We start from the raw sequence: 21671 nt of genomic DNA on the forward strand, positions 1-21671 counted from the left end.
GTTATCTGTCTATAACAATCTTTTAAGATTATAGACAGCTTCAATCTTGATAGAAATATTGACATTAAACTTCTACTATGATATGCACATAAAAGAGTAATTAGTAATAACAATTCACTTTAAGGATGTCACAAATGGTTTCGCTCCTGATAAATGTCAAATAATTGCCTGAAAGTATTGTCTTGTATCTTGTCAAAGTTTTTGGCCGATCAAATATAACTTTTGACTTTTAACTTTTGACTTTTGACTTCCATGAAACGGTATAACGATCGCTCATCACTCTATTTTTAGTTTCTATAATCAAGAATTTTTATGTCATCTAATCAAAAGCTTTACGAAGGTAAAGCGAAAATTCTATACACTACTGACGACCCAGAAATATTACTTACTTCTTTTAAAGATGATGCCACAGCATTTAATGCTCAAAAAAGAGGCACAATAACTGGGAAAGGTAGAATTAATTGTACTATTTCTAGTCATATATTTAAACTACTGGAAGCTAATGGTATACCTACTCATTTTATTGACTGTCCTGCACCAGATAAAATGAGAGTCCGAAAGGTGAAAATTTTGCTTATTGAAGTTATTGTGAGAAATATTGCTGCGGGTAGTCTTTGCAAACAAACTGGATTAGCAGAAGGAACAGTGTTGAAGTTTCCCTTAGTAGAATATTGCTATAAAAATGATAGTCTTCAAGACCCACTTTTGACACGCGATCGCCTCTTAATTATGGAACTAGCTACCCCAGAACAATTAGAGCAAATACGGACTTTTGCCCTAAAAATTAATGATATTCTCAAAAATTTCTTTAACCAATGTCAAATTACTCTGGTGGACTTCAAGCTGGAATTTGGCCTAGATTGGCAAAATAATTTGATTCTTGCGGACGAAATAAGTCCAGATAGCTGCCGACTGTGGGACCAATCTCAAACTGATTCAAATTTGAGAGTAATGGACAAAGACCGCTTTCGTCGGGACCTAGGTAATGTAGAAACGGCATATCAACAAGTCTTAGAAAGGATTTTGTCTCAGACGGGTTGAGAACCCTGTCTATGGTGTACAATTTTACAGTTTGTATGGAAAATTTAACTGGTGTGTGGATTGTAGGGGATAGAATAATATGCGCTTGTCTCCGTTTTTAGTGGTAATTTTTGCTGCTTCAACAACTTTTGGAATCTCAAAATCTGCTAATGCTCAAATATCGGAAAGTAATACTGATATAGATAGTAATTTTATTTCTATATCTATTAATTCAAGAAAACAATTTAACAAATTTTCTTCTACTAAATCTTTTTTAGAGTTAGGGTCTTATTTTCCTTCAGAAAAATTATTTGGTAGTATTAATAATTTATCTGATATATCTTGGTCTAAAGAAGCAGTAAAACTAGATTTTTATCCTTTATTTAAGGTTGGAGAAATTACAAAATCTGTAATTTTTAGTAAAAGTATACATAGTAAATATAGTTCTATTTATAATCAGGAATTTGTAGAAATTTTCGCTTTAGACAATTTTGAAGATAAACATATTCCTCAAATAGCTCTAATAAGTAAAAAGGTAGAAATTAAATTAGAGCCAGTCACGAATAAACAGTTTGATTCTGAGAGTTCTACTTCAGAAATTGTGGAAACTCCGAGGGAAGACTCTGAGGATTTTCAGTTGGCAAAGGGTGGAGAAACAAAATTAGAGCCAGTTACGAATAAACAGTTTGATTCTGAGAGTTCTACTTCAGAAATTGTGGAAACTCCGAAGGAAAATTCTGAGGATTTTCAGTTGGCAAAGGGTGGAGAAACAAAATTAGATCCAGTTACGAATAAACAGTTTGATTCTGAGAGTTATACTTCAGAAATTGTGGAAACTCCGAGGGAAAATTCTCAAAAATTTGAGTTGGCAAAGGCTGTAGAAACAAAATTAGAGCCAACCATAAATAAACAGTTTAATTCTGAGATTTCTACTTCAGAAATTATCGAAACTCCGAGGGAAGAATCTGAGGATTTTATGTTGGCAAAGGGTGGAGAAACAAAATTAGATCCAGTTACGAATAAACAGTTTGATTCTGAGAGTTATACTTCAGAAATTGTGGAAACTGCGAGGGAAAATTCTGAGGATTTTCAGTTGGCAAAGGGTGTCGGAACAAAATTAGAGCCAACCATAAATAAACAGTTTACTCCTGAAATTTCTACTTCAGAAATTGTGGAAAATTCGAGGGAAAATTCTGAGGATTTCCAGTTGGCAAAGGGTGGAGAAAGTAAATTAGAGCGAACCATAAATAAACAGTTTACTCCTGAGATTTCTACTTCAGAAATTGTGGAAAATTCGAGGGAAAATTCTGAGGATTTCCAGTTGGCAAAGGGTGGAGAAAGTAAATTAGAGCCAACCACAAATAAACAGTTTGATTCTGAGATTTCTACTTCAGAAATTGTGGAAACTGCGAGGGAAAATTCAGAGAATTTCCAGTTGGCAAAAAGTGTCGGAACTAAATTAGAACCAACCATAAATAAACAGTTTGATTCTGAAATTTCTACTTCAGAAATTGTTGAAATTTCCAGGGAAGACTCTGAGGATTTTCAGTTGGCAAAGGGTGGAGAAACAAAATTAGAGCCAACCATAAATAAACAGTTTAATTCTGAAATTTCTACTTCAGAAATTGTGGAAACTCCGAGAGAAAATTCTGAGGATTTCCAGTTGGCAAAAAGTGTCGGAACTAAATTAGAACCAACCATAAATAAACAGTTTGCTCCTGAGATTTCTACTTCAGAAATTGTCGAAAATCAAAGAGAAAATCCTCAAAATTTCGAGTTAGCAAAGGGTGGAGAAACAAAATTAGAGCCAACCATAAATAAACAGTTTGATTCTGAAATTTCTACTTCAGAAATTGTGGAAACTTCGAGGGAAGACTCTGAGGATTTTCAGTTGGCAAAGGGTGGAGAAACTAAATTAGAACCAACCATCAATAAACAGTTTGATTCTGAGATTTCTACTTCAGAAATTGTCGAAAATCAAAGGGAAAATCCTCAAAATTTCCAGTTAGCCAAGGGTGGAGAAACTAAATTAGAACCAACCATAAATAAACAGTTTGATTCTGAGATTCCTACTTCAGAAATTGTCGAAAATCAAAGGGAAAATTCTCAGGATTTTGAATTGGCAAAGGGTGGAGAAACTAAATTAGAACCAACCATAAATAAACAGTTTGATTCTGAGATTCCTACTTCAGAAATTGTCGAAAATCAAAGGGAAAATTCTCAGGATTTTGAATTGGCAAAGGGTGGAGAAACTAAATCAGAACCAACCATCAATAAACAATTTGCTCCTGAGATTTCTACTTCAGGAATTGTTGAAAATCAAAGGGAAAATCCTCAAAAAATAGAGTTAGCAAAGGGTGTAGAAACTAAATTAGAACCAACCATCAATAAACAATTTGCTCCTGAAATTTCTACTTCAGAAATTGTGGAAAATCAGAGTGAAAATTCTGAGGATTTCCAATTGGCAAAGGGTGTAGAAACCAAATTAGAACCAACCATAAATAAACAGTTTAATTCTGAGATTTCTACTTCAGAAATTGTTGAAAATCAAAGGGAAAATCCTCAAAATTTCCAGTTAGCAAAGGGTGTAGAAACTAAATTAGAACCAACCATAAATAAACAATTTGATTCTGAAATTTCTCAAAAATAAATTTATCTAATAGTGAAATTACTCAAAATAAACAGAAATTAACATCAACATCATCAACATTAGACCCATCAGATAAATTGGCCCAAATGCCATCCCCAGAAGAAGAAGTCCCCGAAGAACCAGATAGCGATACCCCACCCTCCGCAATAGAATCAGAAGAATTTACTCTTTCTCAATCACAACAAACAGAACCCTCTACAGGAGAAGCAGAACCCTTAGTGCTAGTCGCTGAAGTTGTAGTTAGTGGAGTAGACGGAGAACTAGAAGACCAAGTTTACCAAGTCATTACTACTCAAGCTGGACGTACCACAACTCGCTCTCAACTACAGAGAGACATTAACGCCATATTTGCCACTGGTTTCTTCCGAAACGTGAAAGCATTACCTGAAGATACCCCCCTTGGTGTACGAGTAACTTTTGAAGTTGAACCCAACCCTGTATTGACCTCTGTAACCATAGAAGGTTCTCAAGTATTGCCTGAAAGTGAAGTAGACAGAATATTCAGCGAGCAATATGGTGAAACTCTGAACCTGAAAATTTTTGAAGGAGGTGTCGAACAAGTCAACCAATGGTATCAAGATAACGGTTACGTTCTCGGACAAGTTATTGGCGCTCCCCAAGTTAGTGACGATGGTGCAGTTACTCTGGAAGTTGCAGAAGGAGAAGTTAAAGATATTCAAGTGCGCTTTGTGAGTGCAGAAGGAGAAACAACAGATGAAGAAGGTAATTTAATTGAGGGTCGTACTCGTGAATATATTATCACCAGAGAAATTCAGCTTCAACCAGGCGATATCTTTCAACGAGAAACAGCAGAAAAAGATATTAGGAGAGTGTTTGGTTTAGGAATTTTTGAAGATGTTACGTTGGGTTTGGAACCAGCACCAGACGATCCTAACAAGGCAAATGTGATTGTGAATATTGTAGAAAAAAGCACAGGTTCTCTAGCATTTGGCGGTGGGGTTAGTTCTGCAAGTGGATTATTTGGTACAGTCAGTTATCAACAACAAAACATTGGTGGTAATAATCAGAAATTAGGTGGCGAGTTTCAAGTAGGTGAACGATTATTACTCGCCGATGTTAGCTTTACAGACCCCTGGGTAGGTGGAGATGACCACCGCCTTTCTTACACAGTTAATGCGTTCAGACGGCGAGCAATATCGGTAATTTTTGATTCTGACGATGAAAACGATCAGCGCGATGTCGATCTGCCGAATGGTGATAACCCACGAGTTATTCGTACAGGAGGTGGAGTTAGTTTCACTCGTCCGTTTATTCCTAATCCATTTGTTGAACCGGAGTGGACAGCTTCTTTGGGAATAAAATATGAACGAGTAGAAATTCAGGATAGTGATGGTGATACTGAACCCAGAGATGAATTAGGTAATAAATTGACTATTGATGATTCTGGGGAAGACGATCTACTTACTCTTCAATTTGGTATTATCAACGATCGACGCAATAATCGCCGACAACCTACTTCTGGTAGTTTATTAAGATTTGGTACAGAACAGTCTATTCCTATAGGTTCAGCAGAGATCGCATTGAATCGTTTACGAGCTAATTACAGTTTCTATATTCCAGTAGACTTTACTAGCTTCATTGATGGACCTGAAGCTTTGGCCTTTAACATACAAGGCGGTCATATAATTGGAGATTTACCTCCTTATGAAGCTTTTCCTCTAGGTGGTACTAATACAGTTCGTGGATATGATGAAGGTTCTGTAGGAGCAGGTCGTACATTTTTGTTGGGAACAGTTGAGTATCGCTTTCCTGTATTTAGATTTCTTGGAGGCGCTTTATTTATTGATGCTGCAACAGTATTTGATAGTCAAAGTTCTGTTGTTGGTAATCCTGGAGGTGTGCGGGAGAAACCAGGAGATGGTATAGGTTATGGTGCTGGTATTCGGGTACAATCTCCTCTCGGTCCAATTAGAATTGATTACGCTATTAATGATGAAGGAGATACTCGTTTCCACTTCGGTATTGGTGAGCGTTTCTAAGCTCCCTAATACCATTTCTCAAAAGCTTTTCTATATTTTGTTGAGCAGGGGAGTAGGGGAGTGGGGGAGTAGGGGAGAAGCAAACATAAGAGTAATTAACATTACCCCCGCGCATCCCCCACCCATTGGGTGACTAGAGCAAGCAAATTGACTCTTGTTCCCCCCAAAGTTGGGGGGTTAGGGGGGCAAATTTCAGTATCAAAAAACTTTTAAGATGGGTAGACCACAGTAGGGACGTTCCATGGAACCATCCCTACAAGGTTTGATGTGTGAAGATGTGGTTCATCAATTTAAAAAGCGTTGTCAGTCAAAATCTCTGTATTCTAATGTTAATGAAAACCGCTATAAAAACCATCTTTCATGACTAAAATTTTCTCTGCTACATTTTTAGCAACAGGCATTACGGATAACCTATTTCCTTTCTTAGTAACTAACAATTCATCTGGGCTAAATTCTTGTTTCAAAATAGCCAAAGATATTAACTTAGGAAACTCTTCTACAAATTCCACAGAAACAGTTTGCCACCGAGGCGTATTAGGGGTAGATTTTGGGTCATAATATTGGCTTTTTTGGTCAAATTGAGTAGGGTCAGCAATACCACTTTCTAATATTTTTACTAATCCAATAATACCAGGAGGTACAGTATTAGAATGATAGAAAAATGCTAAATCTCCCTTGGTCATTTGTCGCAAAAAATTCCGAGCTTGATAATTTCTAACTCCATCCCAGATACAAGTTTTTTCATGTTTCATATCTGAAATGCTGTAAGTTTTTGGTTCAGATTTCATTAGCCAATATTTCATAATTAGGGAGTAGGGAGTAGGGAGTAGGTTTTAAAGGCATAAGATATTTTAGATTAATGCCTATAATCCTCTACATTCATTGCTGAATAATTATTATTACTTAATAACTGAAATTCATCCGAAGTATAGCATTATTTTTTCAAAATATCAAATCACACACCATATGTAGGGGCGAATGGCATTCGCCCTCCTTGTATGTAGAGTCTCTGCGTAAGTCCTGTATACTAAAAAGTAGACTTTTTCAATTTGTTTAAAATCTAGTCAAAAAAGAGCGATCGCTAACCTTACCTACAATATAAAATATACTTTTTCCGACAAAACATGAACAAAACCCAAACCCAACTAACTACAGACACCTGGATAACAGCAACTTGGGAAGAATACATCCAAATTTTTGAAGACCCAAGTTATGAAAAAGCAAAAGTTTACTACCACAAAGGAAAACTCAGAATAGAAATGTCACCATTAGGAAATGACCACGCTAAAGACCATGCAGTTATTATGGGTGCAATTGTTTTATTTGCTACGACTAAAAATATTCCCCTGAGTAGTAGAGATAACTGTACCTATCGCAAAACTGGATGTCGAGCAGCTCAACCTGATGCTTCCTATTACATTGGGGAAAATGCTGATGTCATTCCTTGGGGAACTTCTTTTATTGAACTGGATATTTATCCACCACCAACTCTAGTTATCGAAGTTGCTAATACTTCCCTCTCTGATGATAAAGGGGAAAAGCGTTTGCTTTATGAAGCACTTAATGTTGCTGAATATTGGATAGTTGATGTGCAGAAAGTAGAAATTATTGCCTTTGCTGTTGCTAACAATGGTAGTAGAAAAATTGATCGGTCTCAAGTTTTGCCTGGTTTAGACATTTCTTTATTAAATGAGGCACTTCAGCGCACTCGTCGAACAAATGAAACTCAAGTTTATGCTTGGTTATTACAGCAGTTTCAGGTATAGATAGAGAGCAGTGGAGTAGGAATATTGCATGCAAGGTCCCTACAAAGTTATAATTATCAAGACTTAGGCAATATACCTTTTCTCACAAAAAATGAACCAAACCCAAACCAAACTACCAACAGACACCTGGATAACAGCAACTTGGTCAGAATACATCCAAACCATTGAAGACCCAAGTTATGAAAAAGCTAAAAGTTACTATCACAATGGAAAATTTAGAATAGAAATGTCACCATTAGGAAATCAACATGGTAGAGACCATGCAATTATTATGGGTGCAATTGTTTTATTTGCTGCCACTAAAAATATTGCCCTGAATGGTATAGATAACTGTACCTACCGCAAAACAGGATTTCGAGCAGCTCAACCTGATGCTTCCTATTACATTGGGGAAAATGCTGATGTCGTTCCTTGGGAAACTTCTATTATTAACCTGGATATTTATCCTCCACCAACTCTAGTTATCGAAGTTGCAAATACTTCCCTAGCTGATGACATAGGGAAAAAACGTTTGCTTTATGAAGCACTTAATGTTGCTGAATATTGGATAGTTGATGTGCAAAATGTAGAAATTATTGCCTTTGCTATTGCTAACGGTGGCAGTAGAAAAATTGATCAGTCTCAAGTTTTGCCAGGTTTAGCCATTTCTTTATTAGAGGAAGCACTTCAGCGTACTCGTAAAACAAATCAAACTCAAGTTTATACTTGGTTATTACAGCAGTTTCAATCTTAGAAGGGAGTAGGGGAGTAGAGGAGTAGGGGAGTAGGGGGAGTAGGGGAGTAGGGGAGTAGGGGAGTAGGGGAGTAGGGGAGTAGAGATGTTGCATGCAACGTCTCTACAAAGTTACAGCGAATTCCACTTTGGTGAGGTACACTCACGCGAGCAAGATGCTCGCACTGAGAACATTTAATTATTAATATCTGTATAGCGCTGTGCGCAGGCAACAGGCAACAGGCAACAGGAGGAATAAAAAACCGATAGTATAAGACCTTTAGCTATTGGACAGTTCTTGTAATTTGTAAATATACCAGCGCTCATTGCTATATCAATTTGATATTAGATTTAATCAGCAAACCCTAATTATTAATTATTAATTATTAATTATTAATTATTAATTATTAAATAATATCTTTCCGTTTTTGAAACCAAATAGTAAAACCTAAATAAACCAGTGAATGTAAACATAAAGCTCCCCAACTTATCCCTAGGTTTTCCCAGTTAAGGTTGTAAACATCTGAACCAGAAAATGGTAAAGGAACGGTACTTCCATCTGGTAATTTAGTTGCTTCTGGCACCATATTATTCACATTTACAAGTGCGCCATAAGCAGCTACAGACCAACGACTTAACATTAGCCAAGAAAATTTACTGGCTATACCTGTCATTTCAAATAAAACACCAGAAAAAATAATTTGAGGTAGCAATATTAAGGGTAAAGCACTATTAGCTTGAGAACCATTTTTCACAATTGATGAAATCATTAATCCTAAACTCATACAACTTATTAATGTTAAAAAAGTCGTAATACTAACTCCTATTGGCCATGAGATTAAATCTGGCTGTGGATTTTCAAATCCCAATATGACTACTAATACTACTAATAGAGTTTGCAGAATTGCTAATAATCCTAAAACTATTAATTTTGAACTGAGATAAGCAAATAATCCTAAATTAACTAATCTTTCCCGAATATAAATAGCTGATTCTTTGACTATTTCTTGCAGGGAACTAGACAGACCAACCCACAAACAAGCACAGGTAAATACAAATAATACTCGCAAAGCTAAAGGAGCTAAGGTAGGTTCTGGGTCACCAATTAATGGATTTTTATCTCTAACTGCAAATAAAATTAAACTAATACCAATAGGAGCAGTAAATAAAGCTAATCCTAAGTTAATGGGGTCGCGAATAATTAATTGAAAATATCGTTGAATTAAAATCAAAAGTTGTTTCCCAAAAGAAGCAGGTTGTTTTTTGGGAGGTAAATTAGTAGGAGGTTTTAAATTGTCGATACTGAGATGATTGGCAATATAACGTCGATAATATTCTGATTGACGAAAGTTATTTACCCATTCATTTATATTTTCATCAGTAGTTTCTAGTTCGTTATAAATATCAGCAAAATCACCAGTATTGACAGAGAAAAAAGTCATAGCTTCTCTGGAAGAACCAAAGTAACATAAACGCCCTCCTCTACCTAAAAAAACTACTCGATCGCAAATCCTAATATTAGCTGTAGCATGAGTAACTAAAATAATTGTTCGTCCTTGATTTGCCAACTTTCTTAATAGTTGCATCATTTTTTTATCTAAACCTGGGTCTAGTCCAGATGTAGGTTCATCTAAGAAAAATAATTTGGGATCTGCTAATAATTCCACACCAATACTTACCCTTTTTCTCTGGCCTCCACTTAACCGACTAACTAATACATTTTTCCTCTCTATCATCTCTATTTGTTCTAGAGTTTTTTCCACTACTTCTTGAATATCAATATCCGGTGGTAATCGTAATTTTGCCGCATAATTTAACACCTCCAATACAGTTAATTCTCGATGAATAATATCATCTTGAGGAACATAACCAATTTGAGTCCGATAGATATTGAAATTATTCCTTAAATCTTCACCATTAATATAAACTTTGCCTTTAGTTGTAGGGTCTATTCCTAATAATGTTCGCATCAAAGTTGATTTACCAGTGCCACTACCTCCCACCAACGCTACAAACTGCCCAGGTTCGATCGCAAAGGAGATATCATTCAGCAAAACTCGTGTTTTTCCTCGTTGGTCTCTGACTATTCTATATAAGCGATCGGCATCAATACGAATTTGATTTCCAGGGTCAAAAACTTCTAAGCGATCGCTACGTCGAATTAGAGTAAAAGGTCCTATTTTGACCACTGCTCCTTCAGTCAAAACAATAGACTGTTTAACTCGCACCCCATTGACAAATACACCATTGGTACTATAGTCCTGTAAAACGTAATTACCCTGAGCATTAGGTTCAATGGTAGCATGACGACGAGAAACAATGGGAGCATCTAATTCCAGAGTGGCGTCAGGGTCGCGACCAAGTAAAACCGACCGCTGTTTTAAAGATATTGAACGTGTTTTTGGTAAAGATGCTATGGTTATGGGATTATTAGGATCGAAATATTTCAGCAAAATTTGGTTTTGTGGGTCGAGACCAATTTTGATTTCCATACCATTCTCTAGAATATGACCTTCAGATGGAGTGATACGAGTACGGTCTAGAAATAATCCATTGGTACTTGCTCGATGACCGTCACCATCATAAATATGGTAGCGGTCGTCAATTTTCCGGATAGTGGCGTGGTAACTAGATATGACTAACCAAGCTGAAGGTACTACAAGATCCGCATGGAGGCGATCGCGTCCTAATATATGATGGTTTTGTTTAAGTTCAAGAGTAATAATTTGGCCTTGATTATTCAATTCTATATAGGGATTATTACTTAAAAGGGTGGTTTGCCCTGTTTTATTCGTCATAATAATATTAGATTATAGATTCTATATTTATGTTTACAGCGGTAGGACTTACGCATAAACGCTATTGGTAGGGTGTGTTAGCGCTATAGTAACGCACAGACTCACCATATATAGTGCCTTTGCGTAAATCCTGAGCGAATTATCTTGGTGAGGTACACCCACGCGGGTAAGATGCCTGCACTGGGAATATCTTATTATTAATATCTGTACTTCTTATGCTTGGAATCTGCTATATCTTGAATCATAGTAGAAAATTAACTGGACTTACGCAGAACCACTATATTTGGTAGGGGAAAATGCAATTTACCCCCTACAGATAGCGTATTATTTCAGAATTTGCATAACCTGATTAATTTTGAATGAGGAGCAATAGTTGATCAAAAACTACTATATATATTGATGTACAGGATACAAATTTAAAATTAAAAACTAAAATCTGATAATAAATATTGTCAAAAATTAATTTTTCATTCTACTTGACAAACTAAAAATGAAAAGTTAGCATATTTAGTGTAATGAACCTTGATAAATAAATAGTAATAGGTTTTTGGTCATTTCTTGGTTGTAAAGGGTGGCTGATAGGTGGTTTTTCATCTTTGCATGGAACCCCATCGACGCACCTCGAAGAATCGCTGAAACACTGATTCTCTCGTTGAACTGCGTCGATGCCATACCAGGAGAGGGTTTGAGGGTCGTCATTTTGGCAAAATTAGCCTTGTTGATGATAAAATCAAAGGAGTGCGTCGATTTGGGTATCTGGAACCCTTGCTATATCTGGCTTCTGGATCGGAACTCTCTGGAAACCCTAATCCCTATTTAGGGATTGAAACTTTCTACTGGAAATTCAACCTCATCCTCATGAGGGATTTACTCTGGAAACCCTAATCCCTATTTAGGGATTGAAACGCTTCGCTGGAGAAGACTCCAGTAGTTGAAACCGCTCTGGAAACCCTAATCCCTATTTAGGGATTGAAACAAAAAGTACTTTGCTCTACATTAGTTGCCTCTTCAAAATTACTCTGGAAACCCTAATCCCTATTTAGGGATTGAAACTCTATGCCATTTACTGGAAGACCAGCAGACATAACACTCTGGAAACCCTAATCCCTATTTAGGGATTGAAACTCATAGTCACTTTGCTTTGTAAAGGTTGTTGAGAAGTCCTCTGGAAACCCTAATCCCTATTTAGGGATTGAAACAGCTGAACCAAGCTCATGTTGGCAGTCCGCGTGCACGTTCCTCTGGAAACCCTAATCCCTATTTAGGGATTGAAACTTCTCGCATGGTTTTCCATTATCTGTAGGTGCATAGGTAGCCTCTGGAAACCCTAATCCCTATTTAGGGATTGAAACCTTCAGCTACTCCAGTAGTTACTACGAAAGCGGTCGCTCTGGAAACCCTAATCCCTATTTAGGGATTGAAACTTCTTAACCTTTTCCACAGCTTTTTTGGCTGACTCTTCCTCTGGAAACCCTAATCCCTATTTAGGGATTGAAACTCAAAGCTGTATGAAGAAAAGTCGATTGTTTGTTCTCTGGAAACCCTAATCCCTATTTAGGGATTGAAACTCTTGATTATTATCAGAAGGAAGGGCTTTTAGCAAATTTTCTCTGGAAACCCTAATCCCTATTTAGGGATTGAAACAACCTGACACCTTACCTCCGTAGACGGTATCACTACCCTCTGGAAACCCTAATCCCTATTTAGGGATTGAAACACTAATGGTGCTAACTGGTTTTCATATATTTTATTTTCCTCTGGAAACCCTAATCCCTATTTAGGGATTGAAACATTATCAGCGCCACCGTTAACCACATCATCACCAAAACCTCTGGAAACCCTAATCCCTATTTAGGGATTGAAACTCGTCGCCATCTAGCGAGATGGTTGCACCATCGTCATCAGCTCTGGAAACCCTAATCCCTATTTAGGGATTGAAACAGTTAGTAGTTCAACTTTCATATTGAGAGATTGAACATATACCTCTGGAAACCCTAATCCCTATTTAGGGATTGAAACTCATCGTCTTTTGGGTCAAGGCAAAACTTGTCGTCTCTGGAAACCCTAATCCCTATTTAGGGATTGAAACATCAAAGGAGAGCCATCACACATATTAATTATTTGAGAGACTCTGGAAACCCTAATCCCTATTTAGGGATTGAAACACCGTTAAGACTACGGGAAATATCCAAAGAATCTCTGGAAACCCTAATCCCTATTTAGGGATTGAAACACTGCGCGAACTATGTTTTTTGCAACTTTTTCTCCTCTGGAAACCCTAATCCCTATTTAGGGATTGAAACCTTTGGAGGGCAAATGCCATTTGCCCCTACGATGAATCTATAGAACCGCTAAGTGTATCTTTAAATTTTCTCTTTTTTGTCAGGCAGGCGATCGCCAATCATCCAAAAGTATTTTCACGCCTCAAAATTAGACAAGAAGGGAAAACTATAGATTTAACTTATCGCGTCAGTAATTAAAATTGTTTATTTTAATCAAACAAGCTCCGATTTTCCCCAAATTATTACAAAATATTTCACGCACTTGCGTTATTTCAGGCATTTGGTATCATAGTCTGTACATAAGGTATTGTGCCAATGTTGTGTTTAAAAGTAAAATATTCTTTCTTAAATAAAGCTACAAGCAAGTATTTACGTTAATATCATCCAGAATATTTACACTTTTGGCAAAGGTGAATAATCTCAAAACGAGAAATTTTAGACAAGTAGAAATGCTTAAGTAATTATGGCTATTGACAGATAACAAATTAATAGAGTAATAAGTGGCGGCATTGGTGAATAGTCCTAAGTTCATAATTTTTCGGTTTCCAGCAACCCTTATAGTTGTTAGGCTGAGTGAAAACGGCTTTCTGTCAGCCAAAGTATTTCAAGAAAAGTCCGGTTAGGGGTCGGATATAATAGACATCTGTAGGACTTACGCAAATAAACCCGGTTTCTAGGATAAATCGTTGTTTTGAGGAACAGATGTCTACGAGAAACCGGGTTTCTGGGTTCATAAGGCTTTAGTCCTGATCTGTTGATCGTCAAAAATCAAATCAATTATCGGGTATAAATCATCAATTATTTCCCCCTACTCCCTTCCCTACTCCCTACTCCCTACTCCCTATTCCCTCTTTGATACTGATAACTGAAATGCGCGATATGATAACTGATAACTGATAACTGATAACTGATAACTGAATAAGATGAAACTAACGCCAAAAAAACTATCTATAACTACTCTCTGTATTTCCTTATATCTAACTGGATGTCAATCTCCCGCTCCGGAAATAACATCTCCCAGTCCTGAAATAACTTCTTCTCCACAAGTACCACAAGTATCAATTGAAATTCCCGAAAAACCTTTAACATTACCTCCAGATAATCCCGAAACAACAGCCTCTAATGAAGTAAAAACATATCTAAATAGACTAGCTACTCTAGGATTTTCTCAACAAAATCAAGGAATTTGGATACAATCAAATGATACTTTATTAGCAAATCATCAAGGTACAATTCCTTTACCAGCAGCTTCAATTACTAAAGTCGCAACTTCTTTAGTAGCCTTAAAAACTTTCAATCCCGACCATCAATTTATTACTTTAATTGGCACAACAGGCACAATTGAAAATGGCGTATTAAATGGAGATTTAGTCATTCAAGGAGGAGAAGACCCATTTTTTGTTTGGGAAGAAGCGATCGCTATTGGCAATTTATTAAATCAAATCGGGATTCAAAGAGTTACTGGCAATCTAATTATTACTGGCAAATTTTACATGAATTTTGAATCCAATCCTCAGACTGCTGGTAATTTATTGAAACAAGGATTAAACAGTCAAATTTGGTCTTCAGAAGTTTTAAATCAATATCAGACTTTGCCTCCAGGAACAGCAAAACCTCAAGTAATAATTGATGGAATTGTAGAAGTTTCTCCTACTCCTCCTGAAAATATAAAACTATTAGTGAGACATTATTCTTTTCCCATGGCCGAACTGGTGAAAAAGATGAATCAATATAGTAATAATTTAATGGCAGATATGTTAGCTGAAGCTGTGGGAGGCTATCAAGTAGTTGCAGAAAAAGCTGCTCAATTTGTTGGAGTACCAAAAGAGGAAATTCAATTAATTAATGGTTCTGGTTTAGGAGAAGAAAATCGCATTTCTCCCCGCGCTGCTACTGGGATGTTTCTAGCAATAGAGAAATATCTTCAGCAATATAATATGAATGTGGCAGATGTGTTTGTTATTGTGGGTAAAGATAAAGGTATTTTAGAGGAACGTAAACAACTGCCAAATTTAGCAGTAATTAAGTCTGGAACTCTAGATTCTGTTAGTGCTTTAGCAGGTGCTTTACCAACAAAAGAAAAGGGAATTGTTTGGTTTACAATTCTGAATAAAGGAGCTAGTGTAACAGAGTTACGCAACCAGCAAGAAATTTTCCTTAAAGACGTTTTAAATAACTGGGGTTCTGTTGATTTATCCCCAACAAAATTAACAACTAATCCTGAGAGGAAAGGTAAAACTTCTCGGAGTGAAATTATATAAATAAGGAAGAAGAAATAAGGAATATCGATACCATAAAAGTTTTGGTCTGATATGTTTGCGCAGCATTCCGTAGGAAACCGTATTAGGTTTAATATAACTTCTTATATCATGTCCGGTTGAATAGTTATAATTACAGCAGATTCCAAGTATATGAAGTACAGTTATTAACAATGAAATGTTCCCAGTGCGGGCATCTTGCCCGCGTATGGATGTACTTCACCAAAATTGAATCTATCACTGATTATCCAGACATGATCGGGACTTACGCACGGGCACTAAATCCAGTGAGGGCGTTAGCGGAGCTTGGCGTTAGCCAATGCCATTCGCCCCTACATATTGCGTTTTAAAGGTGAATTTGCGTAAGTCCTGATGGTATTATACCAATTTGATAAATGTTTGCTACAAATAATTTTCTAGGTGTTAGGTGGTAGGTAGTAGGTGTTAGGTTTTAGGTGCTAGGTGCTAGGTTTTAGGTGGATTATTAGTTATTTACTAGCCAGTTTATTTGTAACATTCTTTTTCAATTTGGTATTACTTTTAACTTCTCTTACTTTTGAATTTAGATACTTTTAACTTCTCTTACTTTTGACTTTTGACTTTTGAATTTTGAATTTAGATACTTTTGACTTTTGAATTATCTGAATTATCTTGGATCTACGGGTCGTGCAACTAAAATACCAATGGCACTTTCCACATTCCAAATGTATCTTTCTAAATCATAAGCAACAGTTACTTGTCCCGCAGGAGAAGCATGAATAATACCAATATTACCATCATAATTACGATAAACTAAGCCAGTATGAGTCACATCTAAACCATTAATTTCTGTTGCTACGGCGACAATATCTCCAGATTTTAACTGAGAATAAACGCTGCTAATTTTATAGTAAGGAATATAGTTTATTTTCAGCTTACTAATACTATCTTCCATATTCACAATACATTGATAATTAGCATCATTACTAGCAATTTGTGGATACTCCCATCTATTTTTACTCATGAAAAATAACGGCTTCTTAACTCTCTCTCCACCTAAGTCAACACCAATATCTCTAATATTATCCCGCCTCTGATTATCAGCAATCCATTCAGAAAAATAATGCAAACGACTACAATATCCATTCATTTTACCATTCCAATAACGCTGATTTCTAATATTATTAACAAAGGTCAAATAAGAATAATCTTCTACTGCTATCCCCCTAGCCATTGCCAACACAGTTTCTACAAATAAAACACAATCAAATCCATCTAAACTAATAACTAAAGACTCTTGATTCGACTGGTCTAATAATCCAGCCTTGTAAGGAGTACCAATAAAATAATCAGCGATCGCCTGCATAATTTCTGCCATCGGACGTTGAGAAAGATTTTGTTTTCTAGCATATTCCATCACTGGTTTAAACTGAGGATCTTCGGGAACATTATTCGCTGATGATTTATTAATTTCTTTGTCACCAACACTTTTATTTAAGTGAACATCAATGACTGGTCTTGTCGGAGGTTGAGAAGGACCAACAGGTGCTTCTTTTAAAATATTTTGCATTGATAAAGTAGATGATTTGAGTGAATTTCCCTCATCAATATCTAGAGATTTGAAAGTAGTATCATCAAATTGAATTAGACGAAAATTAGATAGTTTTTCAGAAGCAGATAATTGTGAATTAATATTCTTTTTATTGTCAAAATTTATTGGGCTATTTTCCCGATAATTAGTAATATATTTAGTCTGTAGATCGACAGCTTTTTGAGCAGCATTAATCTTACTTACAATAGATAGAAACCCTGTATAGCTGCCAGTAATAGCTACTGTTAAAATAATTAACTTTAATGATTTTCTCATTTTTTGATAAAGATTATTAGCTATTCAACAATTGATAATGAACAATGAATAATGGATAATTACCTCTCCTTGAAAGAAGAGGATTGAGAGGTTGTCTGATAAGTCCCATTTGCTACATCTAAGCCCCCGCGCATCCCCCAATTTTGGGGGACTATAGCAAGCAAATTGACTCTTGTTCCCCCCAAAGTTGGCTTGCTCGGGGGGCAAAATTCAGTATCAAAAACTTTTCAGATATCCTCTGAACTTAAGGAAAATATTTTCTTTTTATTTTCTTCATAAATGAAGAGGTCTTAGACCAAATTCAGCAATTATCAATTATCAATTATCCATTATCCATTGATAAGTATGTTATCCTGAATTAAAACAAATGGGCAATAATTCCTGATGTGAAACCAACGCTTTTGAACAATCGCTATCAAGTTATACAAGCACTCAGTAGTGGTGGGTTCGGAGAAACCTTTTTAGCCCAAGATACCCAAATGCCATCTGGTCGCTACTGTGTAATTAAGCAACTTAAAGTAGTTACAAATAATCCCAAAATTTACCAACAGGTATTGCAACGTTTCCAACTAGAGGCGGCCATTTTAGAAAAACTAGGGGAAACTAATAGCCAAATACCCAAGTTGTATGCTTATTTTAGTGATACAGCAGGTCAATTTTACCTAGTACAAGAATGGATAGAGGGAGAAACTCTAGCGAAAAAAGTACAAAATACAGGGCCAATTACAGATGGTGATGTTCAGAAAATTCTGATTAGTTTACTATCGGTTATTAACTATATACATAGCAGAAATATTATTCATCGGGATATTAAACCGGAAAATATTATTTTGCGCCAACAAGATGACTTGCCAGTTTTAATAGATTTTGGGGCAGTAAAAGATTCTATTAGTACAGCAATTAATTCTCAAAATACGACTCCTATTTCTATTATGATTGGTACTCCTGGATATATGGCTTTTGAGCAAGCAGCAGGAAGACCAGTTTATGCTAGCGATCTATATAGTTTAGGGTTAACAGCTATTTTTCTACTAACAGGAAGAGTTCCCCAAGATTTAGAAATGAATTTACAAACAGGGAAGATTATTTGGCAAAAATATACCAGTAATTTAACCCCTAAATTAGCAGGAATTTTAGACCGAGCAATTCAACCTAATATTAGCGATCGCTTTGCTACATCTACAGAAATGTTAAATGCTTTAGAGTCTGATTCAACTCAGGTTTTTAATAATGAAAAAACTCAGCCATCTTCATCTTTAGTAGTCATCAATAATCCTGACACAACTACAACTTTAAATTCACCTTTAAACCAAAGTCTAGACCACCCTTCAACTCAATTATCTATTAATCGCAAAACTTGGCAAAAAGCTGTGATTATTAGTGGTGTTATTGGCAGTTGTTTTTTGAGTAGTATTTTGCTCAAAAATATCTTAAGTAAATCTCCCTCAACGCAGTTAGAAAGACAAAAATTTCCCACACCACCCACCACCGAGTTAGTAACATCAATTTCTCAACAACAAGCTGAAGAATTAATCCAGAATTGGTTAAAAGCAAAAAAAGAAATATTTGCTCCTCCATACAATCAAAAACTTGCTGCTGAATTGACAACAGGAAAGGTCTATGATAATATAGTAGCCTCTGATGGAGCGATCGCCTGGTTAAAAGAAAACAACGCTTACTATCAGTATAAAGAGCAAAAAATAGATAGTATTGAATATTTTTCTACTCAAGGAAATCAAGCAACTATTCAAGTTAAAGTTACCGAAGAATATCAACTATTTAAAAATGATAAATTAGACACTACAAGGTCAGGTTCTGCTCAACTAACAGTTATTTATAACTTGACATTTATAGATGGCAAATGGAAAATAGCTACTTCTCAGATTATTTAGGGTTTGCTGAAAAAGTCTTATGGGTAAGGGTAGGAGACAGGAAACAGGAGAAATGAGAATGAGCGAGGAGGTAGGAGCCAAGTTTTGTCCCTCAATTTTTCTGCAATTATTCTGCCTTTTCTGCTAACTTTTTGAGGGTTTTAGACTAAAACCAGCGCACTTTTTGGGAATTAAAGAAGGCTCAAACCTTTACTTGTCAATGCTTTGAGATTAGAACGGTAAGCCCTATTTAGGGTTTGCTGAAAAAGTCTGATGGTGATGATAGGCAACAGGTAACAGCTCCGAAAGGCAACAGTCTAGACTATCTGCTACGGCCAAATTTTCTGATAGTCAATAAAACATAAGTCAAAAGTCAAAAGTCAAAATTCAAAAGTAAGAAATAAGAAGTAAGAAATAAGAAATAAGAAATTCGCATAACTATCGTTAACGCCCCTACTGTGGTATACCAAGATGAAAACCGCTGTAATCCAAGAATTAGGGTAACTTCAGTTATCAGTCAAATAATTTTTAAGTGAGGTATTAGGGGAGACCCCTACTAAAAGTTTCCAACTAATCCGCTAGAAGTCAAAAGTCAAAAGTAAGAAGTCAAAAGTAATAAATTATAAAGTTAGAAGTAATATAGAACTCCTTTGAGAAATCAGAAGTCAAAAGTTAGAAGTTAGAAATTATATAAAATCAATTTGAGAAGTCAGAAGTTAGAAATTATATAGAATCTAGTTATATGGTATATTTTTATAGTTCTATAATTACCGAAAAATTCAGGTATAAAACCTCTCCATTCATGGAGAAAAAAGCGGTCGTTTTGCTGGCGCATAACTACGTTAACGCTACGCGATATGTTTGCGGAGCATGACAAACGGAAAAAGCGCAGCTTCCCGAAGGGTGGGATGGCGAGTTCCCCTAGCCATATCCAATCGACCAAGAGAAGAAAAAAAATCCTTTTATCCAATCCTCTTAATTTATAAGAAGAGGTAATTCTAAATTCTAAATTCTAAATTCTAAATTCTTGAATTCAAACTCCCTACTCCCTTTAACTGTCTCAGTCCACTACTTATATTTCTCAGAAAATGCACGCAGAAAAGTTACCACCTCAAACATTTCATCGAGTCCGTCCACCATATCGGGTAGCCAAGAAACGTCCAGTTAAAGTACGTCGGCGAGTTAAAACAAAAAGTACAAAACTAATATTATCCCAGTTAAAATATAAAAATATCCTCATATTAGTAGCCATATTAATGACCGCGAGCTGGGTTATTACCCTACCTTTCAGAGGTCGCACAACTTCACCGACAGCTCAACCTTCTCCTCAAACCTCAATATCACCTACTCTCGTACCACCCTATGTACGCCCAGTTCCTCAACAAACTCCCGAAGACTTAGGATTTGCCTACAATGTTCGTAGACAACCCCCTTTACGTTATAGTCCTCAGCTACAGGAAATAGTTGATGAATTGGTGAAAATTTCTGAAGAAAAAGGGCTACCAACAGAACCCTTATCTATTAGTTTAATCGATGTTAGTAACCAAGATATTCATACATTTGCTGGATATCAAAGCCAAGAAGTCAGATATCCTGCTAGTGTATCTAAATTATTTTGGATGGCTGCATTTTATGGAGCAGTAAAAAAAGGTTTAGTGGAAAATGAATCTAAGTTTCATGAAGACTTGAGAGCAATGATGCAGAAGTCTCATAACGATTCTGCCAGTAAAATTTTAGATGCAATTACTGATACTAGATCGGGGAAAACATTAGAAGGAAAAAATTAGAAAATTGGTTAGAAAAAAGAAAGTCAGTCAACGAATTTTTCCATAAAGCAGGTTATAAAAATTTAATAGTTAGTACAAAAAATTATCCTCGATATTCTCCTAGTCAAGAAGGTCCTGTAGGTCGCGATCGCCAACTCAGGAAGAAAAATGGTAAGTTTCTCAGAAATTTGATTTCCACCGATCATGCAGCGAGACTAACCTATGAAATATATACCAGGCAGGCAGTTTCACGGCAGTATAGTACAAGAATGGCTTATTTGTTAACCAGAGATTTAACACCCGAAGCATGGCAAAATGACCCCTACAATGGAATCAAAGGTTTTCTCGGCGAATCTTTACCTAGCAATATTTATTTCGGTTCTAAAGTTGGTTTCACTAGCAAGCATCGTATGGATGTAGCATTTGTGAGAACTTTAGATGATAAAGCTATTTATATTCTGGCGGTCTTTGCAGAAGATCGTGCTTACGCCACAGATGAAAAAATATTCCCCAAACTGTCTCGTCATGTTTACGATCGCATGATGGCATTGAATAGCTCTCGAAAAGATGGAGTAGGGGGTAGGGAGTAGGGGGAAAGAATTGATGAATAAAAGTGGAATGATTGATTTTATTTTTTACAGCAGATTTCGGGCAAATGATGTACAGGGTGAATGGTGAAAATATTGCAATGCGGGCATCTGG

The 21671-nt window shown here is 36.2% G+C and carries 12 protein-coding genes and 1 CRISPR repeat array; of the genes, 9 read left to right on the forward strand and 3 right to left on the reverse strand.

Going from position 1 to position 21671, the window contains the following annotated elements:
* Nucleotides 1-312 precede the first annotated feature (312 nt).
* The 3 genes from purC to SAGCYANO_RS40975 all read left to right on the forward strand — a co-directional run bounded on the left by purC (nucleotide 313) and on the right by SAGCYANO_RS40975 (nucleotide 5670).
* Entirely contained in the window at nucleotides 313-1041 is a 729-nt protein-coding gene (purC, locus tag SAGCYANO_RS40965) for a phosphoribosylaminoimidazolesuccinocarboxamide synthase (protein WP_202225260.1), read from the forward strand.
* Nucleotides 1042-1120: 79 nt separating this feature from the next.
* A complete protein-coding gene (locus tag SAGCYANO_RS40970) occupies nucleotides 1121-3670 on the forward strand; it encodes a hypothetical protein (RefSeq protein WP_202225261.1) in 2550 nt (849 codons plus the stop codon).
* An 86-nt stretch (nucleotides 3671-3756) separates the two neighbouring features.
* Nucleotides 3757-5670 (forward strand): BamA/TamA family outer membrane protein, encoded by a 1914-nt coding sequence (locus SAGCYANO_RS40975; RefSeq protein WP_202225262.1) that lies wholly within the window; start codon nucleotides 3757-3759, stop codon nucleotides 5668-5670.
* Nucleotides 5671-5999: 329 nt separating this feature from the next.
* On the opposite strand, the gene SAGCYANO_RS40980 is transcribed toward SAGCYANO_RS40975, so the two are convergent.
* The gene (locus SAGCYANO_RS40980; RefSeq protein ID WP_202225263.1) at nucleotides 6000-6473 is read right to left on the reverse strand and encodes an EVE domain-containing protein; all 474 of its coding nucleotides are present in this window, start codon (nucleotides 6471-6473) and stop codon (nucleotides 6000-6002) included.
* Nucleotides 6474-6794: 321 nt separating this feature from the next.
* Between SAGCYANO_RS40980 and SAGCYANO_RS40985 the strand changes: the two genes are divergently transcribed.
* Both SAGCYANO_RS40985 and SAGCYANO_RS40990 read left to right on the forward strand, forming a co-directional pair.
* A complete protein-coding gene (locus SAGCYANO_RS40985) occupies nucleotides 6795-7436 on the forward strand; it encodes a Uma2 family endonuclease (RefSeq protein WP_202225264.1) in 642 nt (213 codons plus the stop codon).
* Nucleotides 7437-7527: 91 nt separating this feature from the next.
* Nucleotides 7528-8169, forward strand: a complete 642-nt coding sequence (locus SAGCYANO_RS40990) for a Uma2 family endonuclease (protein ID WP_202225265.1) — start codon at nucleotides 7528-7530, stop codon at nucleotides 8167-8169.
* 386 nt (nucleotides 8170-8555) lie between these two features.
* Here the strand turns inward: SAGCYANO_RS40990 and SAGCYANO_RS40995 are convergent, their stop codons facing one another.
* A complete protein-coding gene (locus SAGCYANO_RS40995; RefSeq protein ID WP_202225266.1) occupies nucleotides 8556-10946 on the reverse strand; it encodes an ATP-binding cassette domain-containing protein in 2391 nt (796 codons plus the stop codon).
* 794 nt (nucleotides 10947-11740) lie between these two features.
* Nucleotides 11741-13249: a CRISPR direct-repeat array (repeat unit 36 nt; unit sequence CTCTGGAAACCCTAATCCCTATTTAGGGATTGAAAC).
* A 902-nt stretch (nucleotides 13250-14151) separates the two neighbouring features.
* Here SAGCYANO_RS40995 and SAGCYANO_RS41000 point away from each other — a divergent pair.
* On the forward strand, nucleotides 14152-15489 hold the full coding sequence (locus SAGCYANO_RS41000; RefSeq protein WP_202225267.1) for a D-alanyl-D-alanine carboxypeptidase: 1338 nt from the start codon (nucleotides 14152-14154) through the stop codon (nucleotides 15487-15489).
* Between the two features lie 643 nt (nucleotides 15490-16132).
* Here SAGCYANO_RS41000 and SAGCYANO_RS41005 read toward each other — a convergent pair.
* Nucleotides 16133-17332 (reverse strand): N-acetylmuramoyl-L-alanine amidase-like domain-containing protein, encoded by a 1200-nt coding sequence (locus SAGCYANO_RS41005; RefSeq protein ID WP_237397183.1) that lies wholly within the window; start codon nucleotides 17330-17332, stop codon nucleotides 16133-16135.
* A gap of 401 nt (nucleotides 17333-17733) precedes the next feature.
* Between SAGCYANO_RS41005 and SAGCYANO_RS41010 the strand changes: the two genes are divergently transcribed.
* The 3 genes from SAGCYANO_RS41010 (at nucleotide 17734) to SAGCYANO_RS46870 (ending at nucleotide 21559) form a co-directional block, all read left to right on the forward strand.
* Nucleotides 17734-19224: an IMS domain-containing protein gene (locus tag SAGCYANO_RS41010; RefSeq protein WP_237397184.1), complete on the forward strand. Its 1491-nt coding sequence runs from the start codon at nucleotides 17734-17736 to the stop codon at nucleotides 19222-19224.
* Between the two features lie 1067 nt (nucleotides 19225-20291).
* Complete coding sequence (locus SAGCYANO_RS46865) at nucleotides 20292-20990, forward strand: hypothetical protein (RefSeq protein ID WP_237397185.1); 699 nt, start codon at nucleotides 20292-20294, stop codon at nucleotides 20988-20990.
* 65 nt (nucleotides 20991-21055) lie between these two features.
* Entirely contained in the window at nucleotides 21056-21559 is a 504-nt protein-coding gene (locus SAGCYANO_RS46870; RefSeq protein ID WP_237397189.1) for a serine hydrolase, read from the forward strand.
* The last annotated feature ends 112 nt before the right edge of the window (nucleotides 21560-21671 follow it).

The organism is Okeania sp. KiyG1 (genome assembly GCF_014132355.1).
GTDB lineage: Bacteria > Cyanobacteriota > Cyanobacteriia > Cyanobacteriales > Microcoleaceae > Okeania.

Coding starts and splice junctions, on each gene's coding strand:
- purC (WP_202225260.1), top strand. CDS start 313: ATGTCATCTAATCAAAAGCTTTACGAAGGTAAAGCGAAAATTCTATAC.
- SAGCYANO_RS40970 (WP_202225261.1), top strand. CDS start 1,121: ATGCGCTTGTCTCCGTTTTTAGTGGTAATTTTTGCTGCTTCAACAACT.
- SAGCYANO_RS40975 (WP_202225262.1), top strand. CDS start 3,757: ATGCCATCCCCAGAAGAAGAAGTCCCCGAAGAACCAGATAGCGATACC.
- SAGCYANO_RS40980 (WP_202225263.1), bottom strand. CDS start 6,473: ATGAAATATTGGCTAATGAAATCTGAACCAAAAACTTACAGCATTTCA.
- SAGCYANO_RS40985 (WP_202225264.1), top strand. CDS start 6,795: ATGAACAAAACCCAAACCCAACTAACTACAGACACCTGGATAACAGCA.
- SAGCYANO_RS40990 (WP_202225265.1), top strand. CDS start 7,528: ATGAACCAAACCCAAACCAAACTACCAACAGACACCTGGATAACAGCA.
- SAGCYANO_RS40995 (WP_202225266.1), bottom strand. CDS start 10,946: ATGACGAATAAAACAGGGCAAACCACCCTTTTAAGTAATAATCCCTAT.
- SAGCYANO_RS41000 (WP_202225267.1), top strand. CDS start 14,152: ATGAAACTAACGCCAAAAAAACTATCTATAACTACTCTCTGTATTTCC.
- SAGCYANO_RS41005 (WP_237397183.1), bottom strand. CDS start 17,332: ATGAGAAAATCATTAAAGTTAATTATTTTAACAGTAGCTATTACTGGC.
- SAGCYANO_RS46865 (WP_237397185.1), top strand. CDS start 20,292: ATGCACGCAGAAAAGTTACCACCTCAAACATTTCATCGAGTCCGTCCA.